Source organism: Bradyrhizobium sp. AZCC 2230, from assembly GCF_036924495.1.
Classification (GTDB): domain Bacteria; phylum Pseudomonadota; class Alphaproteobacteria; order Rhizobiales; family Xanthobacteraceae; genus Bradyrhizobium; species Bradyrhizobium rifense.
Map to the genome: position 1 here is coordinate 6,225,261 of NZ_JAZHRS010000001.1, position 19,836 is coordinate 6,245,096.

The 19,836-nt window shown below is 62.9% G+C and carries 20 protein-coding genes, 1 tRNA gene and 1 pseudogene; 11 read left to right on the forward strand and 11 right to left on the reverse strand.

Going from position 1 to position 19,836, the window contains the following annotated elements:
- Window positions 1-121: 121 nt before the first annotated feature.
- Window positions 122-1,507 carry an MFS transporter gene (locus V1280_RS29845; protein WP_334532704.1) on the reverse strand — a complete coding sequence of 462 codons (1,386 nt, stop codon included), beginning with the start codon at window positions 1,505-1,507 and terminating at the stop codon, window positions 122-124.
- 99 nt (window positions 1,508-1,606) lie between these two features.
- On the opposite strand from V1280_RS29845, the gene ggt reads away from it, so the two are divergent.
- On the forward strand, window positions 1,607-3,358 hold the full coding sequence (gene ggt, locus V1280_RS29850) for a gamma-glutamyltransferase (RefSeq protein ID WP_334532706.1): 1,752 nt from the start codon (window positions 1,607-1,609) through the stop codon (window positions 3,356-3,358).
- A 97-nt stretch (window positions 3,359-3,455) separates the two neighbouring features.
- Window positions 3,456-4,751 carry an MFS transporter gene (locus V1280_RS29855; RefSeq protein WP_334532710.1) on the forward strand — a complete coding sequence of 432 codons (1,296 nt, stop codon included), beginning with the start codon at window positions 3,456-3,458 and terminating at the stop codon, window positions 4,749-4,751.
- A 27-nt stretch (window positions 4,752-4,778) separates the two neighbouring features.
- On the opposite strand, the gene V1280_RS29860 is transcribed toward V1280_RS29855, so the two are convergent.
- Window positions 4,779-5,444 (reverse strand): glutathione S-transferase family protein, encoded by a 666-nt coding sequence (locus V1280_RS29860; protein WP_212301848.1) that lies wholly within the window; start codon window positions 5,442-5,444, stop codon window positions 4,779-4,781.
- 148 nt (window positions 5,445-5,592) lie between these two features.
- Here V1280_RS29860 and V1280_RS29865 point away from each other — a divergent pair, with 148 nt between their 5' ends.
- The 4 genes from V1280_RS29865 to panE all read left to right on the forward strand — a co-directional run bounded on the left by V1280_RS29865 (window position 5,593) and on the right by panE (window position 9,366).
- On the forward strand, window positions 5,593-6,189 hold the full coding sequence (locus V1280_RS29865) for a DUF2239 family protein (RefSeq protein ID WP_334532721.1): 597 nt from the start codon (window positions 5,593-5,595) through the stop codon (window positions 6,187-6,189).
- A gap of 86 nt (window positions 6,190-6,275) precedes the next feature.
- Window positions 6,276-7,625 (forward strand): MATE family efflux transporter, encoded by a 1,350-nt coding sequence (locus tag V1280_RS29870; RefSeq protein WP_334532724.1) that lies wholly within the window; start codon window positions 6,276-6,278, stop codon window positions 7,623-7,625.
- Between the two features lie 90 nt (window positions 7,626-7,715).
- Window positions 7,716-8,330, forward strand: coding sequence for a 2-hydroxychromene-2-carboxylate isomerase (locus tag V1280_RS29875; RefSeq protein WP_334532727.1), 615 nt, complete (start codon window positions 7,716-7,718; stop codon window positions 8,328-8,330).
- A gap of 112 nt (window positions 8,331-8,442) precedes the next feature.
- Window positions 8,443-9,366 carry a 2-dehydropantoate 2-reductase gene (gene panE, locus V1280_RS29880; protein ID WP_334532729.1) on the forward strand — a complete coding sequence of 308 codons (924 nt, stop codon included), beginning with the start codon at window positions 8,443-8,445 and terminating at the stop codon, window positions 9,364-9,366.
- A 14-nt stretch (window positions 9,367-9,380) separates the two neighbouring features.
- On the opposite strand, the gene V1280_RS29885 is transcribed toward panE, so the two are convergent.
- From V1280_RS29885 to V1280_RS29895, 3 genes are all read right to left on the reverse strand, one after another.
- Window positions 9,381-9,974, reverse strand: coding sequence for a c-type cytochrome (locus tag V1280_RS29885; RefSeq protein ID WP_148777295.1), 594 nt, complete (start codon window positions 9,972-9,974; stop codon window positions 9,381-9,383).
- Between the two features lie 194 nt (window positions 9,975-10,168).
- Entirely contained in the window at window positions 10,169-11,446 is a 1,278-nt protein-coding gene (locus V1280_RS29890; protein ID WP_334532734.1) for a PQQ-dependent sugar dehydrogenase, read from the reverse strand.
- Between the two features lie 380 nt (window positions 11,447-11,826).
- Window positions 11,827-12,813 (reverse strand): NAD-dependent epimerase/dehydratase family protein, encoded by a 987-nt coding sequence (locus V1280_RS29895; RefSeq protein WP_334532738.1) that lies wholly within the window; start codon window positions 12,811-12,813, stop codon window positions 11,827-11,829.
- Between the two features lie 145 nt (window positions 12,814-12,958).
- On the opposite strand from V1280_RS29895, the gene V1280_RS29900 reads away from it, so the two are divergent.
- Both V1280_RS29900 and V1280_RS29905 read left to right on the forward strand, forming a co-directional pair.
- Window positions 12,959-13,219, forward strand: a complete 261-nt coding sequence (locus V1280_RS29900) for a hypothetical protein (protein WP_334532741.1) — start codon at window positions 12,959-12,961, stop codon at window positions 13,217-13,219.
- A 3-nt stretch (window positions 13,220-13,222) separates the two neighbouring features.
- Entirely contained in the window at window positions 13,223-13,873 is a 651-nt protein-coding gene (locus tag V1280_RS29905) for a nucleotidyl transferase AbiEii/AbiGii toxin family protein (RefSeq protein ID WP_334532744.1), read from the forward strand.
- A gap of 138 nt (window positions 13,874-14,011) precedes the next feature.
- Here V1280_RS29905 and V1280_RS29910 read toward each other — a convergent pair.
- Window positions 14,012-14,086 (reverse strand) — tRNA-Gly (locus tag V1280_RS29910).
- Between the two features lie 274 nt (window positions 14,087-14,360).
- Here V1280_RS29910 and trxA point away from each other — a divergent pair.
- Together trxA and V1280_RS29920 are read left to right on the forward strand one after the other, a co-directional pair.
- The gene (gene trxA / locus V1280_RS29915) at window positions 14,361-15,281 is read left to right on the forward strand and encodes a thioredoxin (protein WP_334532747.1); all 921 of its coding nucleotides are present in this window, start codon (window positions 14,361-14,363) and stop codon (window positions 15,279-15,281) included.
- A gap of 108 nt (window positions 15,282-15,389) precedes the next feature.
- Window positions 15,390-16,067, forward strand: coding sequence for an LON peptidase substrate-binding domain-containing protein (locus V1280_RS29920; protein ID WP_334532748.1), 678 nt, complete (start codon window positions 15,390-15,392; stop codon window positions 16,065-16,067).
- A gap of 9 nt (window positions 16,068-16,076) precedes the next feature.
- Here V1280_RS29920 and V1280_RS29925 read toward each other — a convergent pair whose 3' ends face one another.
- The 5 genes from V1280_RS29925 to V1280_RS29945 form a co-directional block, all read right to left on the reverse strand.
- On the reverse strand, window positions 16,077-16,526 hold the full coding sequence (locus V1280_RS29925; RefSeq protein ID WP_334532751.1) for a hypothetical protein: 450 nt from the start codon (window positions 16,524-16,526) through the stop codon (window positions 16,077-16,079).
- A complete protein-coding gene (locus V1280_RS29930; protein ID WP_334532756.1) occupies window positions 16,516-17,424 on the reverse strand; it encodes an FAD:protein FMN transferase in 909 nt (302 codons plus the stop codon). The genes V1280_RS29925 and V1280_RS29930 overlap by 11 nt, the downstream gene beginning before the upstream one ends.
- Window positions 17,405-17,875, reverse strand: a complete 471-nt coding sequence (locus tag V1280_RS29935) for an FMN-binding protein (RefSeq protein ID WP_334532759.1) — start codon at window positions 17,873-17,875, stop codon at window positions 17,405-17,407. Before V1280_RS29935 ends, V1280_RS29930 begins: the two co-directional genes overlap by 20 nt.
- Before the next feature lie 63 nt (window positions 17,876-17,938).
- On the reverse strand, window positions 17,939-18,142 hold the full coding sequence (locus V1280_RS29940) for a hypothetical protein (protein ID WP_334532761.1): 204 nt from the start codon (window positions 18,140-18,142) through the stop codon (window positions 17,939-17,941).
- Window positions 18,139-19,497: a hypothetical protein gene (locus V1280_RS29945; RefSeq protein ID WP_334532764.1), complete on the reverse strand. Its 1,359-nt coding sequence runs from the start codon at window positions 19,495-19,497 to the stop codon at window positions 18,139-18,141. The genes V1280_RS29940 and V1280_RS29945 overlap by 4 nt, the downstream gene beginning before the upstream one ends.
- Window positions 19,498-19,710: 213 nt before the next feature.
- Between V1280_RS29945 and V1280_RS29950 the strand changes: the two are divergent.
- A pseudogene (locus tag V1280_RS29950) lies at window positions 19,711-19,832 on the forward strand (LON peptidase substrate-binding domain-containing protein); the annotation flags it as partial.
- Between the last annotated feature and the right edge of the window lie 4 nt (window positions 19,833-19,836).

Consider the following 19,836-nt stretch of genomic DNA (forward strand, 5'->3'; position numbering starts at 1 on the left):
GGCCGTCATTCCGGGGCGCGCCACTTGGCGCGAACCCGGAATCCATTCCTCCGCACGATCTGCTGCACGATAGATTCCGGGCTCGGGCTTCGCGCGCCCCGGAATGACGGTGAATTGCGGGCTACTCCCGCACCCGCATCAGCAGCGCGAACCCTGTGACGAAAAACACCACCAGCACGGCCATGCCGGCCTTCTGGCTCGCGGTTGCCGCGGTGATCACGCCGATCAGCAGCGGTCCGATGAAGGACGTCACCTTCCCGGTCAGCGCGAACAAGCCAAAGTACTGCGCGATGCGGTCCTTTGGCGCGAGGCGGATCAGCAGCGTGCGCGAAGCCGCCTGAAGCGGGCCGCCGGCCGCGCCGATCAGGCAGCCCAGGATCACATAGGCGCGTTCGGCAGCACTTGAGAACATGGCTGCACCCGGCTGAGGCGGCGCGACCTTGACGAACAGCACGCTGTCCTTGTCGACGAGCAGGATCGCGGCAACCGCGAGCAACAGGATCAGCATGCTGCCGGCGATGACGCGCTTCGGGCCAAGAAAGTCGTCGAGCTTGCCGCCGAGCCAAGCACCGAAGGTGCCGGCGATGGCGAGGATGATCCCAAACGTGCCGATCTGGATCGTGTGCCAGCCGAAGGTGCCTGCGGCATAGATGCCGCCGAACGCGAACAGCGACACCAGGCCGTCCGTGTAGATCATGTTGGCGAGCAGAAACGCCGCGAGCGATTTCTGCTGCGGCAAATCCTTCAGCGATCGCTTCAGATCCGCCAGGCCTTCATGCAGCGCCTCGCGAACCGGACGCTTCGCCGGATAATCCGGCGTGAACAAGAACATCGGCGTCACGAAGATGATGAACCAAAGCCCGGTCAGCGGTCCCGCAGCACGATCACCCTCATGCGTGGCCGGATCGAGCCCGAACAGCGGCGTGAAACCGAGCAGCGTGTGGCCGGTCTCTGGATTGGCGGCGAGGAAGCCGAGCACGATGATCAGGCTGACGATGCCGCCGATATAACCCGTGGCCCAGCCGGTGCCGGAGAGACGGCCGATGCGCTCCGGCGGCACCAGGGTCGGCATCATCGCATTGTTGAAGACCGTAGCAAATTCCGCGCCGACGCTCGCAAGCGCGACCGCGGTGAGCAGCGGTGGAATGATGGCGTGATCGCCGGGCTTGCCGATCCACAATGCACAGGAGGCTACAACCAGCAGTGCACCGAACGCGGCGATCCATGGCTTGCGGCGGCCCGAGGCATCCGCGATGGCACCAAGCACGGGTGACAACAGCGCGATCGCCATGCCAGCTGCTGCCATCGCAAAACCCCAGAGCGACTGACCCGTGGCAGGATCCGGCGCGATGCTGGTGGCGAAATAAGGCGCGAACACGAAGGTCGTGATCAGCGTGAAATAGGGCTGCGCGGCCCAATCGAAGAAGATCCAGCTGACGACAGCGGCGCGCGGCGGATAGGTCCGCGGGGCGCTGGCCATGCGCGCCCCCGGGGCGATCGTCGCCATTACGCAGTCCTCATCACGAACAGTTTTGCTACTCTTAGCGCAAACGGTATAGCATTACTGCGACGCGTTTGAATGGCCTGAAGGCCCGGCGGAAATTTGATGATGGCGTCATTTTCGACACGGCGGACTTTTTTCGCACTCATCGCCACTCTGGCGTTTGGTCTTGCATCCGCAACCGCGCAGGATGCGCGGCGGGCCTACGTCCCGCCGGCGCTCGACACGGTGCACGCGATCCCCGCCGAGCACGGCATGGTGGTGGCGCAGGAGAAAATATCTGCGCAGGTCGGCGCCGACATCCTGCGACGTGGCGGCAATGCCGTCGACGCGGCCGTCGCGACCGGCTTTGCGATGGCAGTGACTTATCCGCGTGCCGGCAATATCGGCGGCGGCGGCTTCATGGTGATCCATTCCACTGAGCGCAACGAAGACATCGCGATCGACTATCGCGAGACCGCGCCGGCGGCGACCACGGCGCAGATCTTCCTTGGAGCCGACGGCAAGCCCGATCCCGCCAAGTCGCGCGATTCCGGACTTGGCATCGGCGTGCCCGGCACGGTCGCCGGCCTGGCGCTCGCGCTCGAGAAATACGGCTCGGGCAAATTCACGCTGGCGCAATTGCTCGAACCTGCGATCGCACTCGCGCGCGACGGATTTATCGTCACCGACGACGTCGCCGATACCCTGCCGGGCTGGTACCCGCGACTGGCACGCTGGCCGTCTTCGGCCAGGATTTTCGCAAAGCCCGGCGGCACGCCGTTCGGCGAAGGCGACAGGCTGGTGCAGAGCGATCTCGCCGGCACGCTGGCGAGCGTCGCATCGCAAGGACCGCGCGGCTTCTACGAGGGTCCGGTGGCGGAAAAACTCGCCAAGGCCGTGTCCGACGCCGGCGGCATCATGACCTCGGCCGATCTGAAGGCCTATCAGGCCGTGATCCGTTCGCCGGTGCGCGGCACCTATCGCGGCTATGACATCGTCTCGATGCCGCTGCCATCGTCCGGTGGCGTCGTGCTGGCGGAATCGCTCAACATCCTCGAAGGCTTTCAGCTCGCCGATTTGAAGCAGGGCTCACCGGCATCGCTGCATCTGCTGATCGAAGCCATGAAGCGCGCTTATGCAGATCGTGCGCGCTATCTCGGCGATCCCGCCTTCGTCAATGCGCCGATCGAAACGCTCACGGCGAAGACCTATGCGGCCAAGCTGCGGGCAGGTATCTCGACCGATCGCGCGACGCCGTCGAAAGAGATCGTTTCCGCCCCGCCCGCGCCGCGCGAAGGCAGCAACACCACGCACTTCTCCGTCGTCGACAGCAACGGCAACGCCGTCAGCAACACCTATACGCTGAACTTCAGCTATGGCGTCGGCCTCGTCGCCGATGGCACCGGCGTGCTGCTCAACAACGAGCTCGACGATTTCACCGCCGCCGTCGGCGCCTCCAATGCCTATGGCCTCGTCGGCTATGAGCCCAATCTGCCCGGGCCCGGCAAGCGGCCGTTGTCCTCGATGTCGCCGACCATCGTGCTGAAAGACGGCAAGCCGGTGCTGGTGACCGGCTCGCCCGGCGGCAGCCGCATCATCTCGACCGTGCTCCAGGTGATCGTGAACGTGCTCGACTACAAAATGGACGTCGCCGCCGCAGTCGCCGCACCGCGGCTGCATCATCAATGGCTGCCGGACGAGGTGCGCGTCGAGCGCGGCTTTCCCGACGATGTGCTGTTCAAGCTGAAGGCTATGGATCATCTCATCGTCGAGCCGATGGGACAGACGTCCGCCAACTCGATTCTCGTGACGCCGAACGGACCTCTCGGCGCGCCGGATCCGCGCTCACGCGGCGCGGAAGCAGCAGGACAGTAACCCTGCCCCTGCATGGCACGACCGTGCGCGCCGGCTTGCGCCGGCCGCCGCGCGTGCTACCACCGCCCGGCCAAAAGAATTTGCCGGGGAAACGCACATGACCACAGCCGATCCGACCGGGCGCATCGAACGCGCCGAGATCGAGGACACCAGCCTTCTCGCCTTCTATCGCGACATGAATGCGCCGGAGCGGCGCACGTTCTGGGCCTGCGCGGCAGGCTGGGCGCTCGACGGCATGGACTTCATGATCTATCCGCTGGTGATCGGCACCATCATCGCACTGTGGAAGGTCGATGCGGCGTCGGCAGGTCTTGCCGGCACGGTGACGCTGCTGGCCTCCGCCATCGGCGGCTGGCTCGGCGGCTATCTCTCCGACCATATCGGCCGGGTCAGGACGCTCCAGATCACCATCATCTGGTTCTCGTTTTTCTCGCTGGTCTGCGCGGTCGTGCAGAATTTCGAGCAGCTCCTGATTGCGCGCGCCGTGCTTGGTCTCGGCTTCGGCGGCGAATGGGCCGCGGGCGCCGTGCTGATGGGCGAAGCGATCCGGCCGCAATATCGCGGACGCGCGGTCGGCTCCGTGCAATCGGGCTGGGCGGTCGGCTGGGGCCTTGCAGTGCTGTCGCAGGCGATCCTGTTTTCGCTGATGCCGGCGGAAACGGCGTGGCGCTGGATGTTCGTGATCGGCGCGCTGCCGGCGTTGCTGGTGTTCTATATTCGCCGTTCCGTTACCGAGCCCGAGATCGCGGCGGAGGCGCGCGCGAAGCAGGCCGCGAGCGGCGACCGCCCTGCGCTGTGGGAGATCTTTTCGGGCCCGATCCTGAAGACCACGATTCTCGCTTCACTCGCCGCAACGGGCTGCCAGGGTGGCTATTACGCGATCACCTTCTGGGTGCCGCAGTTTCTGACCAAGGAGCGGCATCTGTCGATCGTCGGCTCGACCGGCTATCTCTCGACGCTGATCATCGGCTCTTTCATCGGCTATCTCGTTGGCGCCTGGCTCGCCGACCGGATCGGACGGCGCAATCTGTTCCTGACCTTCTCGATCGGCGCGATTGCAATCGTGCTGCTCTATACACAGCTGCCGCTGACCAACGAAATCCTGTGGGTGCTCGGCTTCCCGCTCGGCTTCTTCGCCTCCGGTTACTTCTCAGGGATAGGCGCGTTCCTGACCGAGCTCTATCCGACTCGGCTGCGCGGCTCCGGGCAGGGCTTTTGCTACAATTTCGGCCGCGGCATCGGCGCGCTGTTTCCGTTTCTCGTCGGCGCGCTCTCGGCTTCGACGTCGCTCGCGAACGCAATCGCGATCTTCGCGGTGGCAGCTTACGCGCTGTTCTTCATCGCCGCCTTCGCGCTGCCGGAGACGCGCGGGCGCGTGCTGCACGCGGACTGACAGGCCATCGCGGGGCGGTGAGGAAACTTACCGCCCCACCTGGTACGGCCCACCCTTCTCGAGGGCGCGCGCATAGGCCGGCCGCGCGTGAATGCGCTCCAGGAATGCCATCGCCTTGGGATGGCCCTGCTCGAGACCGCCGCGCGCTTGCGCTGCTTCAAGCGGAAAGCTCATCTGGATATCGGCCGCGGTGAACTCGCTGCCGGCGAACCACTCGCTCTTTCCCAGCTCGCCTTCCCAATAATCCATGTGCTGCTTGAGCTGCGGATTGACCAGCGCGGTGAGCGCCTGGTTCGAGACCTTGCGCACCAGCGGACGAAGCAGCGCCGGCGCGCGCTTCGGCATCAGCGTGAACAGCAGCTTCAAGAGCAACGGCGACATCGCGGAGCCCTCGGCATAGTGCAGCCAATAGGTGAAGCGCAGCCGCTCCGGCGTGTTCGGCGGCGGGATCAGCCGGCCATTGCCGTAGGTCGCGATGAGATATTCGATGATCGCGCCGGACTCGGCGATGGTGTTGCCGTTGTCGGTGATGACGGGCGACTTGCCGAGCGGATGGATCGCGCGCAGCTCTTTCGGTGCACGCATGTCGGGCTGGCGCTGATAGCGCACGATCTCGTAGGGCACGCCCAACTCCTCGAGCAGCCACAGCACCCGCTGCGAACGCGAATTGTTGAGGTGGTGGACGGTCAGCATCGCGAGATCCTTAGGGCTAGGCGTGGTCGGTCGGCCGCGTAGGTGCCAGTCCGGGACTGCAATGTCGAGCCATCCGGATGGATATTTTAATCCGGGTATATTGACCTCAGCAATTTACCCGGGTATTAAATTCGCCAACGTCTTCAATATGGCAATGATTTCAATGCAAAAGACTTTCACCGCCTTCCAGGGGCCACGCCGTCTGGCGTCCGGGCCGGCCGGAGAGGTCGCGCTCGTCGTCAAACGCGTGGCGCCACGGCCGGACGAGCCCATCATCATCTTCGAGGACGCCACGGGCCGATCGATCGACTTCGATCTGCGCGGCGGGGACCGCGAGGTGCTGGCGCGTCTGGCGAAGCTGATCCCGCCACCGGTTGAGGAGACTGCTCCGCCAACTGAACCGCGCGGCCGCGGGCGGCCGAAACTCGGCGTGGTCGCGCGCGAGGTGACGCTGCTGCCGCGACACTGGGAATGGCTCGGCGCGCAGCCCGGCGGCGCCTCGGTCGCGTTGCGAAAACTCGTCGACGAGGCACGACGCGCGAGCGGCGACAAGGATCGCGAGCGGCAGGCGCGCGATGCGGCCTATCACTTCATGTCGACCATGGCCGGCAATCTGGCGCAGTTCGAGGAAGCCTCACGGGCATTGTTTGCAGATGACCGGCGGCGCTTCACCGGACTGATCGCCGACTGGCCCGCCGACATCCGCGACCACATCGTCAAGCTCGCCCATAGCGATCGCGCCTAGGCGCGATCTCCAATGACCCCATCAACGGCCAACCGCGCGCGCGTCGCGCGGCAACGGCTTTGCTCGCCCTGATGAAAGGCACATCCATGTCCGCTCCAAAACCACTCTGGAAAAGCTTCCTGCGCTTCCTCGCACCGTTGATGCTGAGCAACGCGCTGCAATCGCTGTTCGGCACCGTCAGCAATGTCTATCTCGGCCAGATGATCGGCGTGGACGCATTGGCGGCGGTCTCGACATTCTTCCCGGTGTTCTTCTTTCTGTTCGCCTTTGTCATGGGCCTGAGCACCGGCGCCACCGTGCTGATCGGCCAGGCCTTTGGTGCGGGCGAGCTCGGGAAGATCAGAAGCGTCGTCGGCACGACGCTCGCGGTCGGCCTGCTGCTCTCGATGTCTGTCGGATTGGTCGGCGGCCTCTTCAGCCGGCAATTGATGATGGCTCTCGCGACGCCCGCGGACATTCTCGACCAGGCCAGCGCCTATGCTCGCCTCATGCTGCTGACGATGCCGCTCGGTTTCGTGTTCCTGCTGATGACGGCGATGATCCGCGGCGTCGGTGATGCCGTGACACCGCTGCTGGCGTTGGCGCTGTCGACTGCGATCGGCCTGGTCCTGACGCCGATGCTGATCCGCGGCGCATTCGGACTGCCGGCGCTCGGCATCACCAGCCCAGCCTGGGCGGCTGCGATCTCCAATGCCGTGACGCTGCTCGCGCTGGCGGCCTATCTGCTGCGGAAGAAGCACGCGCTCGCACCGGACATCACACTGCTGCGCCACGTGCGGCTCAATCGCACCGTGATCGGACAAATCCTCGGCATTGGATTACCCAGTGCGGTCGGCATGGTCGTGATGGCGATCGCCGAGCTGGTTCTGCTCGGCCTCGTCAACGGCTTCGGCTCGGACGCAACCGCGGCTTACGGCGCGGTCAATCAGGTGATGGGCTACACGCAGTTCACGGCGCTGTCGATTTCGATCGCGGTCTCGATCCTCGGCGCGCAAGCCATCGGCGGTGGCGATAGAGACCGGCTCGACGGCATCGTCCGCACCGGGCTTGCGTTCAACCTCGTGCTGACGGGCGGTTTGGTCGCACTGATTTACCTGATGCCGCGCACCGTGCTCGGCATCTTCATCACGGACAGCACCGTGCTCGATCTGGCGAAAGGGCTGCTCATCATCGCCTTGTGGAGCTCGGTGCCGTTCGGCCTTGCGACGACGTTTTCCGGCGCGATGCGTGCCGCCGGCGTTGCGCTGACGCCGATGCTGCTGTCGATCTTCGCCATCGTCGCGATCGAGCTGCCGTCGGCGGTGATCCTGAGCCGCACGATCGGCCTCGACGGCATATGGTCCGCCTATCCGATCGTGTTCTGCGCCATGTTCGTTTTGCAGATGGGCTATTACCTGCTGGTGTGGCGCAAGAAGGCGATCCGGCGCCTGGTCTGATCATCAAGATATTATGACCGTCATTAAACGGTGGACCTGTGGCGCGCCCTGCGCCACAATGGGTGAAAAGTGACGTCAGGGAGAACGAATTTGACCCGCTTAGCCCCGCAATTCCTGTTCGATTTCGGCAGCCCGAACGCCTATCTCAGCCATCTGGCGATCCCGGCGATCGAGCAGCGCATCGGCGTCAAATTCGAATATGTGCCGATCCTGCTCGGCGGCATCTTCAAGTCGACCAACAACAAGTCGCCGGCCGAGACGCTCGCCGGCGTCAAGAACAAGCGCGAATTCCAGCAGGTCGAGACCGAGCGCTTCGTCAAGCGTTTCCAAGTTCCGCCCTATGTCATGAATCCGTTCTTCCCCGTCAACACGCTGAACCTGATGCGCACGGCGATCGCGGCGCAGCTCGAGGGCGTATTCGAAAAATATGTCGACGCCGCCTTCCACCACATGTGGCGCGAGCCGAAGAAAATGGACGACCTCGAAGTCGCGTCGAAGGCGCTGGCGTCCTCGGGTCTCGATGCCCAAAAGCTGTTCGCCCGCGCCGGGGAGCCCGAGGTGAAAGGCAAGCTGATCAAGAACACCGAGGAGGCAGTCGCGCGCGGTGCGTTCGGATCGCCGACCTTCTTCGTCGGCAACGAGATGTTTTTCGGCAAGGAGCAGCTGCGCGAGGTCGAGGAGATGGTGCTGGAGACGGGCGAGTAGCGAATAGTGAGTAGTGGAAACGTTACTCGCCTTTCACACGTTGCTATCCTATTCGCTACTCCCTATTCGCCACTCGCCCCTTTCCGAAGAATAACAATAGCGGAGCTCTACAATGCGTATCCTCGTGGTCGGCGCCGGCGCCATCGGCGGCTATTTTGGTGGCAGGCTTTTGCAGGCCGGCCGCGACGTCACATTCCTGGTCCGGCCGCGCCGCGCCGGCGAGCTCGCGAGCGACGGCCTCGTCATCAAGAGCCCGAATGGCGACGTGACGCTGAAGAACCCGCCGACCGTGCAGGCGGACAACCTCAAGGACAAATTCGACGTCGTGCTGCTGAGCTGCAAGGCGTTCGACCTCGACGATGCCATCACGTCGTTCGCCGCAGCAGTCGGCCCGACCACCGCGATCATCCCGATGCTCAACGGCATGAAGCATCTCGATACGCTCGATGCGAAATTCGGCAAGGAGCGCGTGCTCGGCGGTCTCTGCGCCATCGCTGCAACCTTGAACGAGAAGCGCGAAGTGGTGCAACTGCAGCCGATGCAGTCGATCAACTACGGTGAGCGCGACGGCAAATTGTCGGACCGCGTCAAGGCGATTGACGAAGCCTTCAAGAGCGGCATCAATGGTGCCACTGCCAGCCAGAACATCATGCAGGACATGTGGGAGAAGTGGGTGTTCCTGTCCTCGCTCGCCGCAAGCACCAGCCTGATGCGCACCTCCGTCGGCAACATTCTCGCCGCGCCCGGCGGCCGCGACTTCTTGCTCGGCATGCTCGATGAGACCAGCTCGATCGCCACCGCCTCGGGCTATACGCCGGGCGGTCCGTTCTTCGAGCGCGTGAAGGACAACCTCACCACCGAGGGCTCGCCGATGACGGCCTCGATGTTCCGCGACATCAAGGGAGGCTTTCCGGTCGAAGCCGATCACGTGATCGGCGATCTCATCGCGCGCGCCGACGCCGCCAAGGTCCCGGTACCGAAACTGCGCATCGCTTACACGCATCTCAAGGCGTATGAGAAGCAGCGGGCGGGGTAGGGCCGCCCGTTCCGCTATTTGAAATACGCGAGATAGTGCGCGACGGCGGTGATTTCCTCATCGCTCATGTGATAGGCGACATCGGCCATCGCGGCGCCGCCGCCGCCGACGCGCTGGCTGGTCTTGTAGTCGCGCAGCGCCTTGACTAGATATTCCTCGCGCTGACCCGCGAGCCGCGCGACGGCCTTGGTGCCGGCGAAGCTATCCGTGTGACATGAGGCGCAGCGGCGGCCGACGGCCACTTGCGAGCCCTTCTGCGACAAGTCCGGATCCTTGTCCTCAGCTGCTTTCGGCGGCGTCATGGCCGCGAAATAGGCGCCGAGACTGCGGACGTCCTCGTTGGTGATCTCCTCGGCAATCGGCTGCATCTGCTCGTTCTTGCGCGAGCCGGCGCGGAAGAACACGAGCTGCCATTGCAGGAATTGATCCGGCTGACCGGCCAGCGAGGGAATGTTTTCGGTCTGCGAGATGCCGTTCTCGCCGTGACAGCCGGAGCACACGGCAGCCTTCTCCTGGACGGCAGTATTGTCGGCGGCACTTGCGGAGAGGGCGCCAAGCGTGAGCAGCGCAGCCGCGCTGATTGCGTGCGAGATAAACTGCCGGCGCATGATGGAATTCCACTCTGACGGACTTGTCATTCCGGGCGGCTGAAAGGCGAGCCCGGACTCCATAACCACCATTCGGGGTTACGGGTTCCAGACTTACGCGCGGGCGGCGCGCAGTCCGGAACGACAGCATGTGAATTTGAAATGAAAGAGGCTGCGGCGCCTCTCGGCCACCGCAGCCTCGTGGTCATGTCGCTCTACTTCTTGCTGTAGCTGATGCGATAGATCGCGCCGGCCCAGTCGTCGGCGACGAGGATCGAGCCATCCTTAGCAAGGATGATGTCGTCGGGGCGGCCGAGATAACCCTGGTCGCCTTCGATCCAGCCGGAGGCGAACACCTCCTTCTTGGCGTTCTTGCCGTCGGGCCCGACGATCACGCGCGTGATGTTGCCGCCCTGGTACTTGTGGCGATTCCAGGAGCCGTGCTCGGCGATCAGGATGTTGTTCTTGTACTCGGCGGGGAACTGGTCGCCGGTATAGAACTTCATGCCGAGCGGAGCGATGTGGGCACCGAGATTCAGCACGGGCGCCGTGAACTCGGAGCATTTGTGGCCCATCGCGAACTTCGGATCGGGAAGGTCGCCCTGATGGCAGTAGGGATAGCCGAAATGCTCGCCCATCTTCGAGATCATGTTCAGCTTGTCGCTGGGCAGATCGTCGCTCACCCAGTCACGGGCGTTCTCGGTGAACCAGTATTTTCCGGTACGCGGATCGACGTCGCCGCCGACCGAGTTGCGGACGCCGAGCGCCACGGTTTCGGCGTTGCCGGTCTTGGGATCGACGCGCCGGATCTGCGCGACGCTGGTCGGGGGAATGCCGACGTTGAAGGGCGGTCCGAACGGAATGTAGAACCAGCCGTCCTTGTCAGCGGCGAGGTACTTCCAGCCATGCGCAGCGTAGGACGGCATGTCGTCATAGACGACCTTGCCCTCGCCGGGATTGTCGAGCTTGTTTTCGATGTCGTCGTAGCGGATCAGCTTGTCGACCGCGATGACGTAGAGCGCACCGTCCTTGACGGCCAGACCCGTGGGCATGTTCAGCCCCTTGAGGATGGTCTTGACCTCTTTCTTTCCGTTGTTGTCCTTGATGGCATAGACGTTGCCGAGGCCGAACGAGCCGGCGAACAGCGTGCCCTTGTCACCCCAGGCCATCTGCCGCGCGGCCAGCACGCCGGAGGCGTAGACCTCCATCTTGAAGCCCGCCGGCAGCTTCACCTTCTTGATGATGTTGGCGAGCTCGGCATCGGAGGCGCCGGTCGGCGGACCCGAGGGCGGCACGAGGCCCTTCTGCGCCTCGGTCTCGTCGCCGAGGAACCAGTCATCCGGCGGATGGGTCCAGAAGTCCTTGGTGCCGGATTCGTACTTCTTCAGAGCCCGGCCTTTGTCTTTGTCTTGTTGTGCGTTGACAACGCTGGTCCCGGCAAGAAGGGCCACGGCCGCAAGCGCCAACACGGATCGATGGATCATCGATTTCATCGCGTCACTCCCCTAAGGCAGCCGTCAGGGCTGCACGTTATTTATTTTGATGTTCGAATAGGCGAAGTTCGGAGTCTGTCGAGGTGGCAGACGCAAAAAGGTTAGCACATCTGCGAGCCGTGAGAAGCGCGTCGCGTGCGCTGCAGTTGCGCTCAATAAAAATTGAGACGGATTTTCTAATCGAGCGAACGCGGCGACGACAACGCTCTCGCTGCAACGCGGAATGGCAATGACGCGCGCCTCATTTGCAGGCAGCAGAATGGTCGACCAATCCAAACCGCGAAAACAACCCCATGCACCGTAGAACGGTCGAGACCGGATGGTGCGCGGTGACGCCGACCACGCATCTGAAACATCGTGCGAATTGACAAAAGCGGCGACTATTTGGCGACGGGATACGGTCCATCGTCAAATTGCGTATCGTGATAGCCCTTCGCTCCCACCTCGCGCGCCAGAGAGCTGCGGAAATCGGAGCCATCGCGCAGGCTCCGTAGCACATGGGCGAAATCGAATTCCGGATGCCAGCCCAGCTCGCGCCGCGCGCGGTCGTTGACATAGACGCGGTCGATCCCGGGAAAGAGCCGCCAGCCGCGCGTCGCATAGAGCCGGGCGCAATCCGGGTAGAGCTCGCGCACGACACCGGCCGCATCGCGGGCGAGCGCCGCGAGATGGTGCTGCCCAAATGGGGTTGTAGCCGAGACGATATAGCGCCCAAAGCCGAGCTCCGGCGCTCGCACCGCGGCGAGCAGATGGGCGCTCACCGCGTCCGCTATATCCAGCCGTCTATAGAGCAGCTCGTTGGCTTGCGCGTTGTCCAGCGGGTAGGCCGACCGCATTTCGGGATCGTCGTCGTCCTCCGGAAAGAACCGCGAGGTCCGCAACACCACGACCGGCAACCCGCGCTCGCGAAAGAACAGCTCGCACAGATTTTCCGCCATGAGCTTGGTCGTGCCGTAGACGTTCTTAGGCACCGGCGGCAGATCCTCGGTGACCCACACCGCCGCCTGCCCGGCCTCGGGCCGGAGCTGCGAGCCGAATGCACTGGTCGTGCTGGTGAAGACAAAACTCTTCACGCCAGCGGCGACCGCCGCCTCGAGCAGATTGAGCGTGCCGGTGACGTTGGTATCGACAAAGGCCTGCTTGCTGTGGGTCGCCACATGCGGCTTGTGCAGCGTCGCCGTATGGATGACGGCGGTCACGCCGTCCATCTGCGCCCGGACGAAACGGGGATCGACGATCGAGCCCGCGTCGGCGGTGAAGGGCGATGTCCTCAGGTCGACCCCGCGCGCGGGTGTCCCATGACGCCGGAGTGTCCGAAGAATGGCCTCGCCGAGGTGGCCTGCACTGCCGGTAACCAGGATTGTCATTTGGGACCAAATGTACCGGCCAACCGCGGAATGCCACGAACGGCCAATGGTATTCAAGTAGTGTTTTCTGCGAGGCCTGTCGAGAGGGGGTTTGGATACTTCCATGTCAGCCGTATATTGGCTGGGTATCTAAGCAGTGACGCAGATGAAGAGCCCCACTCTAGTCCTGACGACTGTGAATGCGCCGTACAGCAAAAAGCTGGGCGCGCATGAGCTCGTCCATTGCCTGCTGGATCCCTCAGCGGCGAAGGCGGCCTGCGGTCCTATGTCGTCGTTTTTTGGGGATGTTGAACCCGAACTGCAAATTGCGTTCGCTGAAATGCATGGCATCAACCGCGATCAATTGGTCGCCGCAGCGAAGACGTTTGCCGAATTTTCGGGCCAGTCCTATCCACTCGCGGCGTAACAGGTGAGCGCGCAATCCGATTGGGCGCAACTGTTTCGCATTGCTTGTGCGATGATCCGGCAAGTCAACACCGAACAGAAAATCATTGATTATTGGACGTTCGGCGGCGGCACGGCGATGATGCTGCAGATCGATCATCGGATAAGTCACGATATCGATATCTTTCTCGCGGACCCTCAAGTTCTTCCCTTTCTCGATCCTCAGAAGCATGACTTCCATTTCGAGGTTGGACCTGCTGACTACAAAGGAGATGGGGCACGTCTCCTGAAACTCGGTTTTGAATTTGGAGAAATTGATTTCATCGTCGCGCCGTCACTGACTTCCTTCCCAACGACGCAAGCGACAGTCGAGGGTGAGACGGTCCTCCTGGAGACAATCCCGGAAATCATCGCGAAGAAAATCTATCATCGGGGCGATAGCATCGTGCCGCGCGATATATTTGACATCGCGGCGGCCGGCGAAAAGCACGCGGAATCCATCATCCGGGAGCTGGCGAGCTATCGCGGCAGCGTCACAGGCACGCTGGCCGCAATCGACAGGCTGAAGCCTGATTTTGTGCGCGCCGTCATCAACCAGCTCTCGATCAGAGACCCCTATAAGCAGATCGCGAACGTCGCACTGGAAAGGACCAAAGATCTCCTTCGCGCTGTATGACCAGGCGAACGGTCCTGAATTGCGGGTTGGTGCCCATTTCGACGCAGCCCGGGACTTCGAGCAACGATCCACACCAAAAATCAGTGCAGCGACCCGCTCTGGGCGGAAGAGCTAACTCATTCGGACGCGGGGGAAAATTGGAGCGGGCGAAGGGGCTCGAACCCTCGACCCCGACCTTGGCAAGGTCGTGCTCTACCACTGAGCTACACCCGCATCCTGTGTCGGTCGCGTGACGCGCCGGCAACGGCTGTCGTATGCCAAAAGCGGGCGGCGAATGCAACAGCTACCGGCGGCATCAATTCGCTTTCGGAGCCCCAATATGAGCCCGAACCCGGTCGAATCGCCCCCAAATGCCCCGGAACTGCCGAATCGGCAGCCATGGATTGAAATTCGGCCGCCGCGGCCCAATTTTAGGGCCTGAAACGAAGCATATGCGATGGCGACGTGCTAAAGACCCGCCATTCCAGACATCAGACGAGGGGATCCCGTGACGATCATCGACCAGGGTAACGGAGCGAGCCCGGCTGCAGCCGATCTGATCAAGGACACCACCACCCAGACCTTCGTGAAGGACGTCATCGAGGAATCGAAGCGCCAGCCGGTCCTGATCGACTTCTGGGCGGAGTGGTGCGGCCCCTGCAAGCAGCTCACCCCCGTGCTGGAGAAGGCGGTCAAGGCGGCCAAGGGCAAGGTCAAGCTGGTCAAGATGAACATCGACCAGCATCCGGCGATCCCGGGCCAGATGGGCATCCAGTCGATCCCGGCCGTGATCGCCTTCGTCAACGGCCAGCCCGCCGACGGTTTTATGGGCGCGGTGCCGGAGAGCCAGATCAATGCCTTCATCGAGAAGGTCACCAAGGGCGTGACGGCGCCCGGCGAGCCCAACATCGCCGAGATCCTGCAGGAGGCCGAGGCCGTTCTCGCCGAGGGCGACGCCGCAGCGGCCGCGCAGATCTACGCCGAAGTGCTCCAGTACGATTCGACCAACATCGCAGCGCTCGCCGGGCTCGCCAAATGCTACGTCACCTCCGGTGCGATGGAGCAGGCCAAGCAGACGCTGGCCATGGTGCCGGAATCCAAGCGCAACGATCCCGCCGTGAAGGCCGTGCAGACCGCGATCGATCTCGCCGAGCAGGCAGAGTCGCTCGGGCCCGTCGCTGAATTGGAACAGAAAGTCGCCGCAAACCCGCTCGATCATCAGGCACGCTTCGACCTGGCCACCGCGCTGAACGCGCAAGGAAACCGGGCCGCCGCCACCGAACAGCTGCTCGCGATCATCAAGCGCGACCGCAAATGGAACGACGACGGCGCCCGCAAGCAGCTGGTGCAGTTCTTCGAGGCCTGGGGCGGCGCGGACGATGCAACCGTCGAGGGGCGCAAGCGCTTGTCGACGATCCTGTTTTCATAAGGAAAATGATGAGTTGGAGCATGATCTTGTCGGAAAACCGCTTCACACTTTGCGCTGACGCGGCCCTTCGGGTCCGGATCATGCTCTAGCGACGTCAGCGGGGACCAGATGCCGATCAACATCGAATATCGCGGCCCCGCCGACCTTCCGGAGATCATCCCGGTGTTCCCGCTGCCGGGCGCGCTGCTGTTGCCGCGCGGCCAGATGCCGCTCAACATCTTCGAGCCACGCTATCTCGCAATGGTCGACGACAGTTTTCGCGATGGCCATCGCCTGATCGGCATGATCCAGCCGGATGCAGCGCATTCGCCGAAGAATTCCGACAAGCCGGCGCTGTTCCGCGTCGGCTGCGTCGGCCGCATCACCCAGCTCGCCGAATCCGGTGACGGCCGCTACATCCTCGAGCTCACTGGCGTCGCGCGCTTCAGGGTGGTCGAAGAGCTTGAGGTGCTGACCGCCTACCGGCAGTGCAAGGCGGACTTCTTTGCCTTCATCGACGACTTCACCGCGCGCAAGGGCGAGGACGCGGTCGATCGCGAAGCGCTGCTGACGGTGCTGGCGGATTTCTTGAAGGCCAACAATCTCAAGGTCGACTGGGAGGGCGTCGAGAGCGCGCCCAACGAGGCGCTCGTCAATGCGCTGGCAATGATGTCGCCCTACGGCCCCGCCGAGAAACAGGCGATGCTGGAAGCGCTGGATCTGAAGACCCGTGCCGAGATCCTGATCGCGGTGACCGAGATGGATCTCGCCAAGAAGCGCACCTCGGGCGATCCGCCGCTGCAGTAGGCTCCTGGCCTACACGGCGGTGCGTGCACCGGCGGCGGTGATGCCGGAATCCCGTCGCCCCAGCCAGACATGAAGCGGAAACATCACAGCCAGGGCAAAGCCGGCCCCCAGATGGATCCAGCTCATCCAGGGCCTGACCGCCTCCGACCCGAGATAATAGAGCCCAAAGGCAGTGACAATCAGCACGGCATTGAACGCCGCCATGATCACTCCCGAAATGCGGTTCTTGCGGCTCCGCCAGGCCCGCATCAGGTGCACGGGAATGAGGGCCCCCAACAGCAATAGCGTCAGCATCGCCGTGCCACCGTGCACCATCAGCATGGTCGCTGCGATCTCCTGCCAGCTCTCGTCCGCGGCGATATTCTTCTGCCAGTCCGCCAGGAGCCAACCGGCACCGGTGAGAGCCAGGCCCGCGAAAGCCGCGTAGAGCGCATAGCGAAATGACGTTTTAAGCCGCAAGGTGCACCGCGTGATGCCAGTCGGAGGTGATTTGAACGTCGCCACCGGTGCCGATCAGCAAGGCACTCGCCTTGTAATGTTCCAGCAAACCGCCGGCGTCGCTGGCGGAAATCATCACGACTTTCGTCAGGGCATCGGCGATCATGCAGGAAGGTGCACGAACCGTGACACCATCGGTCGAGCCGGCCGGCCGGCGGGTCGACGGGTCTATGACTGCCGAGCTGCCTGATCGGACGCCGTCGAACAGATCGAAACGGAGCGCGGTCGATGCGAGAGCGTCATCTGCAACATCGATACGGCAGATCGATCGGTTTGGATCGCGGGGATCGCGGACATGAACCGTACGCGGCTCTCCAAAGATCCGAAGGTCGCCGCCGGCGTTCACCATGCCGCTCGCGATGCCCAGGCCGCGCAGGGCGTCCACGGCGCGGTCGACCGCGAAACCCTTGGCGATTCCACCGAGGTCAATCGTGACACCGGCAGATCGAAAGTGGACCATGTGCTCGGGAAGCAACTCGATCGCATCGGCGAAGCGAGCATTCCGTGAGAGGACCGGATCGCCGCCCAACCGGGGCAGCAATCCCATGGCCTGCAATGCGGGCGCGATGGTCACGTCGAAGACCCCGCCGCTCAGGCGGTACAGTTCGGCCGCCGTTTCGAGAACCTGAAACGTCCGGGGATCAACCCTCGTCGGCCGGATGCAGGCGTCCTGATTGAGCCGGCTGACGTCGCTGTCCGGCTCATGAAAGCTCATCAGCCGGTGCACCTCAGCGACGGCATCGAACGCGGCGTCGATCGCTGCTTCCATTTCGGATCTGCCAGCCGCCGCGACCTCGATCTCGACGAAGGTGCCAAGAAGGGGTCTCGCGCGACGGATGCTATCTGACACGACTGCCATAGGCGGCCAAAATTCTCTTCACACCTTCGGTGACATGGGTCGAGGACAACGTTGCGCCCGAGATGTTCCTGATATCGCCGTTGATCTTCAACGCGCTGCCACTGGTCTTGCCAACGAACTGGGCGAGCCAGCTTGGGCTCCTGATGTCGCCGCCATAGGACTCGCGATACTCCAGGATTTCCACCTTCTGGACAGCTCCGGCTGGAGTCAACGCCACAGCGTAATCGATGAAGAGGTGCTTGCCGACGACTCGATCGAAGACGAAGAAGCCAACAGCCTTGCCACCGGCTTCAGCTTTCCAGACCCGCCCCGCCTGGACCTCGGAGAAATTCGTCGCGGACGGGAATGCTTCTTTCCGGGCCTCCTCGATCGACAGATACCGGACGGCATAGGCAGGAGATGCCGCAGACACGATGGCTGCTGCCGGCAGGGTGTATCGAACCCAAGTCATACGTCACCTCGTTCCTGTCGCTGTCGTCGCGTACCGCGACATTGCCCTAACCCACCCAAGGCATCAGAAGAAGAACCCGACGCCGCCAAGGAACGAATCCGAAAGCGCGCCGGTAGCACTCTTGTCGATCACGCGCTGATAGGTCGCCTTTAGCACGATCTTCGGGGACGGAAAGACCGCAAAGCCGGCGGTGTGATACTGCCGCTGCCCCTGACCGGTCGGCAGGTTCGCATCGGTGCCGGCGAAGCCGCCGGTTTGCAGATTCATTGAGGTATAGCGATAGAAGGGCACCGCCTCCCACTCGCTGTTGAGAACGGTGCCGAGCGGCACGTGATAGGCGATTTCGCCGGAATAGCCGTACATCGACTTGCCGACATGTTGTTGGTGGGATCGGTATCGTTGTTGGCGCGCAGATTCTCCGGCGCGCCGAAACTGGCGCGGACATATTCGGCACGAAATTCAAGGCCTGTGTCGGGTACGCGGTACCGAAACTCGGCATCGAACATCGTCAGGCTCGACCTGCCCAGGAAGTTGCCGAAATCGTCATGCGCGCCGCGCGGCGTCGTGTTCGGCGAATAATAGGCGCTGACGCTGCCGGCGAAGCCGGGCCAGAACGTCGGCGTGAAGTCGAGCCGGCCGGATATTGCCGTTGCGTTGTTGAGCTGCTGGAAGTCGCCCAGCGGAGGCCTGGAGAATCCGAGAGCGTTCACGCCATCGATGCCCGCGGCGTATGCGGTGCCGGGAGGAGGGGCCGTCTTAGCCCCGGTACGATTGTCGAAGGAGTCACCGAAGTCCTCGTTGCTGGTGCTCACCATCACCTGATATTTGAGATCCTCGGTGATGGTTCCATAGATGCTGGTGGATGGCACCTTCCAGGTCGATGGAATGAGGCCATTATAGAGTTCGGGCCTGCCGACACTGTAAAACTGTGTGGGCTCATGGTGCTGGTTGATGTACCCGAACGGCACAAGATCGATGCCTGGCGAGCGCCAGTTGAACTGATCGACGATCTTGAAGTCGACCCAAATTTGTTCGATCTCGGCGGTGCCGTGGAGCTTGTCGTCGTTATCAAATCCCGCGCCGGCGTGCTCGAATTCGATTTCCGCGTTGAAGATGATATTCGGCGTGATCGCATAGGTCGGCAGGAGAACGAACCTTTGTGCGTCAAAGCCCTTCTGCCATTGGCCGCCGGCTTCGGGATTTTGCATCGTGCCGAACTTGATCTCGCCATAAGCACCGATGCTGAGACCGGCGACCGGAGAATCGGCGAGACCAAGAATGGGTTTATCCGGTGAGGACGGCAGGGGCGGCAAAGCACTCCAGTCCTTCGAGCTTGGTTTGCTCGACTTCTCGGAATGTTGCGCGTCAGGCTTGGCCTGCGTGTCCGTTGGTTCAGCAGCTGGCGCAGCTGCGTTGGCACTCCTGACCGTCGCGGATTTTGCGGCCGGCCTTGCGCTTGCATCGGCCGTCGGGCGATCCTGTTTCTGCTTCAGCTCGCCCTCGAGCTGCTGGATGCGCCGCTCCATCTTCTCGAGCTTCTTCAACAACAATTCATTCGCGTCGCCATCCGCGGCGGAAGCCGCACCAGAACTCACGATCGATATCGCGGTGGCCGCGAGCATGACCGATCTGCTGCAATGCCGACGGCGTTCGAGTTGTGACGTGAATCGACCGGCGGAAACGTCCGACGACATGTAAGCCCCCAAAAGTGTTGCGACATCCGGACGCAGCAAAAGCCGGCAAGCGCGCTCTTGGGAAGCAGAAACATTCAGAAACGAATCTAGAATCGCTCCATATTAGAATTAGAATAAATCAAAGGACTCATGCCGTCCTCTGGCCGCCAGGAAAAGCAGGCCATGCTGGGGCACCGAACCTGAAGACCCACGCCGAGATTTTGATCGCGGTGACCGAGATGGATCTCGCCAAGCGCACCAGCGGCGATCCGCCGCTGCAGTGACCAC

Coding starts and splice junctions, on each gene's coding strand:
- V1280_RS29935 (WP_334532759.1), bottom strand. CDS start 17,875: ATGACTTGGGTTCGATACACCCTGCCGGCAGCAGCCATCGTGTCTGCG.
- V1280_RS29860 (WP_212301848.1), bottom strand. CDS start 5,444: ATGCTGACCGTCCACCACCTCAACAATTCGCGTTCGCAGCGGGTGCTG.
- V1280_RS29895 (WP_334532738.1), bottom strand. CDS start 12,813: ATGACAATCCTGGTTACCGGCAGTGCAGGCCACCTCGGCGAGGCCATT.
- ggt (WP_334532706.1), top strand. CDS start 1,607: ATGATGGCGTCATTTTCGACACGGCGGACTTTTTTCGCACTCATCGCC.
- V1280_RS29870 (WP_334532724.1), top strand. CDS start 6,276: ATGTCCGCTCCAAAACCACTCTGGAAAAGCTTCCTGCGCTTCCTCGCA.
- V1280_RS29890 (WP_334532734.1), bottom strand. CDS start 11,446: ATGAAATCGATGATCCATCGATCCGTGTTGGCGCTTGCGGCCGTGGCC.
- panE (WP_334532729.1), top strand. CDS start 8,443: ATGCGTATCCTCGTGGTCGGCGCCGGCGCCATCGGCGGCTATTTTGGT.
- V1280_RS29930 (WP_334532756.1), bottom strand. CDS start 17,424: ATGGCAGTCGTGTCAGATAGCATCCGTCGCGCGAGACCCCTTCTTGGC.
- V1280_RS29900 (WP_334532741.1), top strand. CDS start 12,959: ATGAAGAGCCCCACTCTAGTCCTGACGACTGTGAATGCGCCGTACAGC.
- V1280_RS29845 (WP_334532704.1), bottom strand. CDS start 1,507: ATGGCGACGATCGCCCCGGGGGCGCGCATGGCCAGCGCCCCGCGGACC.
- V1280_RS29865 (WP_334532721.1), top strand. CDS start 5,593: ATGGCAATGATTTCAATGCAAAAGACTTTCACCGCCTTCCAGGGGCCA.
- V1280_RS29920 (WP_334532748.1), top strand. CDS start 15,390: ATGCCGATCAACATCGAATATCGCGGCCCCGCCGACCTTCCGGAGATC.
- V1280_RS29855 (WP_334532710.1), top strand. CDS start 3,456: ATGACCACAGCCGATCCGACCGGGCGCATCGAACGCGCCGAGATCGAG.
- V1280_RS29885 (WP_148777295.1), bottom strand. CDS start 9,974: ATGCGCCGGCAGTTTATCTCGCACGCAATCAGCGCGGCTGCGCTGCTC.
- V1280_RS29940 (WP_334532761.1), bottom strand. CDS start 18,142: ATGAATCTGCAAACCGGCGGCTTCGCCGGCACCGATGCGAACCTGCCG.
- V1280_RS29945 (WP_334532764.1), bottom strand. CDS start 19,497: ATGCTCGCGGCCACCGCGATATCGATCGTGAGTTCTGGTGCGGCTTCC.